Source organism: Streptomyces lancefieldiae, from assembly GCF_031845825.1.
GTDB classification, from domain to species: Bacteria; Actinomycetota; Actinomycetes; order Streptomycetales; family Streptomycetaceae; genus Streptomyces; species Streptomyces lancefieldiae.
In genome coordinates this window covers 1-2957 of the sequence record NZ_JAVRFH010000167.1, presented here as the reverse complement: position 1 = coordinate 2957, position 2957 = coordinate 1, and the positions used below count along the sequence as shown (strand labels likewise).

Here is a 2957-nt window from a genome sequence, read left to right as displayed (position 1 = left end):
CGGATCCCCTCACGAAATGCCCGCCGCTCAGCGGTCAGGCCCCCACCCTCTGGATACCTCACCTCATCGGCATACCGCGGGGATCATGAACCGTCACTACCCGACGACAATCCGAAAACCTCAGTAACTGGCGGGAATCCATCTGCTCTTGTTTCGTTCGAGTGGATTGGCAGCGGTCTTGAGTTTGCGCTTGGTGGCGGCTTGCCCGGGACCGTCGGTTGCTCGCCGGCGGTAGCACATGGCTCGCTTCAGAGCGGCTATCGCCGCCGCACTATGCGAGCCCACGCGGCTGGCCTCGGAGCGTGCGCGACACGCACCCCGGCGGTCGCTCATGGGCAGAATCCGCAAGCTGGTTGACCAAGACCGTTCTTCCCCACGGCCACGCAGGCGCCGCTTCTAGGGCGGCGGCGGAGAAGAGCCGGAGCCGGAGACGACGGGGCTCCCACCTGCGGGTTTCGCCGGTCAGAGCGAGCATGGGCATCCAGGCCAGCAGGTCGAGGGCGATCTCCAACCAGGTCTGGTTCTGCGCGGTGTCGTGCAGGGGAAGGTTGCGCAGGCTGGTGGCTCGGGCGGCCCGGATGCGGTCCTCGGCCCTCGCGCGCTGGCGGTGCCGCAGTTCGAGCGCGGAGATCGGATCGCCGGTGGTGTTGGTGGCGAACGCGGTGAGCCGCAGGCTGTCGGCGTCGGTGAAGCGCAACTGTGCGCCGGGGTGCGGCCGTCCTTGCGGACGATCAGCCGCATCCCCTGCGGCCGGCCGGTGAGGACGTCGCCGGTGAGTTCGGCGGCCCAGGCGCCGTCGCGGATCTCGCCGCCCGGCTCGACGGCCACTGTCCATGCGGTGGGCGGGATCATGAGGACGGCGTGGTGGATGGCGTCGGTGATGGTCATGCCGACGGAGTACGCCGTCCACCGGCCGCGCTGGGCGAGCCAGGCGACGAACTTGTGGGTTCCGCCTCCGGAGTCGGTGCGGATCAGGTCCGGCGTCCGCGTCGGTACTTCTTCGACAGCTGGACCAGGGCGAGTTGGGTGGTGGTGATGTGGTCGGCGGCGGTGTTGCTGCCCACGTTACCCCGCCTGAGCAGGCCGGCCATCGGCTCCCCGCTTCCGTCATCGACGAACCAGCCTGTTCCCGTCCCTGCGAGCAGCACCACCCCGACCGGAGCCGTGGAACCCGGCGCCCACCCGACGCGACAGCCGGGCCATCGGCCTGGCCACCAGCACTCCGAACAACCGAAATGGCCGGCCGAAGAAACCGACGGACCGTCACGAAAGATCGAGGCTAGAGGAGGTCGCCACAGGGCAAGGCCCCGGCGTTCTCGTGGTTCGCCCGGTTTGAACCCTGGCGGATCCCGCCGGGACCTCGCTGTCGTAGCTGGTGGAACGGCCTGCGGGCTATCGGCGATGGCCTCACGAAACGGGCATTCTGCGAGAACGCCGGGGCCCTGCACCACAGGGTGTATCTGCGGCGGTCCCGCAAGGTGATCTTGGTATTCGCTCATGGCAGACGAGGAATCTTCCGCAAGACCTGGAACCAATTTCCCGTCTATGTCAACGTACAACACCTCAGAAGGGAGTGAAGGGAAGCGACTTGTCGGTGGCGAGATCAGGAGAAGCTCTCCGTCGATGTGCGATGCGTTCCTTCCGGACGCTTGCCCTAGTCATCTCTCCTGGAGAGCTTGGCGGCCCGGCTCAACCCGGGACGGCCAGAAAGTAGGGAGAGGTGCAACATAGACGACGATCGCCGGTTGGGCCAACCGGCGATACTTCAGACCATGGGGCGGTTGGTCCGGCTCTGCTTGGCTGGCGGAGCCCGAAGCGACGCACTGAACGATGCCGGTAGGAACATGAGGAGATGGCAAGCGGTTAGTCCCTACTGCAACTGCGGCACTCTGCTGGATGGCGCGGGTCACGGTCGCTTCTGGCTGCCCTCATTCATCCCTGAGTGGCCTCTGCGATGACCTCCATACCCAACTATTTGTCTGAGAATTCCCCTGCCTTGCAGGGTGTTGGCTGGGTCATGCTAGCCGTCATGTCTGCAGTTCGCTTCTTCGTTTCCGGGTAAAGGGATGCGTCTCGGCAGTAAGGCGTTCCGTCCGGAAACTGACGGTCGACGGGTGGGCAGTGAACTGCACAACGCCAGGCCCCCCCTTCTGCGACTGGTGAAAAGAGAGGCGCAGTCGCCACAGTAACTGTTCATCCAACTGGCCTCTGTGAATATGTCGCGAAGACTTTGAGAACAGAAATGCTGAAAAGCCCGGCTGTTAACGAAGGAGATTGAGGTGTCCGAACCGATCAAGAAGCTGCCCCCAAACGCAAAGGGAAAGGTGCGCTACCGCTTCGTGGTGGACGCCGGCACGGACCCGGAGACGGGGAAGCGGAAGCAGCTCCGGCGTACCTTCAACACGCTGAGGGAAGCGAAGGCGGAGTACGCCCGTATCACCAGCAAGCGGCACGAAGGGACATTCGTCCCGCCCAACAAGATCACCGTGAACGAGTGGCTGGATCAGTGGCTCGTGATGAAGGCCGAAGACTTGGAGCCGACCACGGTCTACAACTACCGGGTGACGCTGGATCGTGTACGCGGGAAGCTCGGGAACGTCCGGCTGCAGGAACTCACGGAGGACCATGTGGTGGCGTGGATGCGGTGGGCTCTCCAGGGAGGCCGTGTGCGGGGCGGGAAGGCGGGAACGGGTCTCGGGGTCACCTCGGTTGACATGAGCCTGGCCAGACTGAAAGACGCCCTGAATCGCGCTGTCACACGCGGTCTGGTGACCGTCAACGTAGCCAGCGAGGTGCACATTCCGCTGAAGGCCCGGAAGGCGGAGCGGAAGACTAACCTCGCCGTTTCACTTGGGTACGCCTGACTTTGGGGCGGAAACGCGAAAGTGCCTTCCTGACCTGGGACGATGAACCTTGCTGAGGGGTTCTGTCGGTCCAGGCGGAGGGCACTTTCTACG

General features: G+C 64.6%; 1 protein-coding gene and 2 pseudogenes. 1 reads left to right on the top strand and 2 read right to left on the bottom strand.

The window, feature by feature from the left end:
- Nucleotides 1-62 (bottom strand): annotated as a pseudogene (locus tag RM812_RS43460) (helix-turn-helix domain-containing protein); the annotation flags it as partial.
- Between the two features lie 209 nt (nt 63-271).
- Nucleotides 272-1106 (bottom strand): annotated as a pseudogene (locus tag RM812_RS41230) (transposase); the annotation flags it as partial.
- 1173 nt (nt 1107-2279) lie between these two features.
- On the opposite strand from RM812_RS41230, the gene RM812_RS41225 reads away from it, so the two are divergent.
- Entirely contained in the window at nt 2280-2864 is a 585-nt protein-coding gene (locus RM812_RS41225; protein WP_311586022.1) for an Arm DNA-binding domain-containing protein, read from the top strand.
- The last annotated feature ends 93 nt before the right edge of the window (nt 2865-2957 follow it).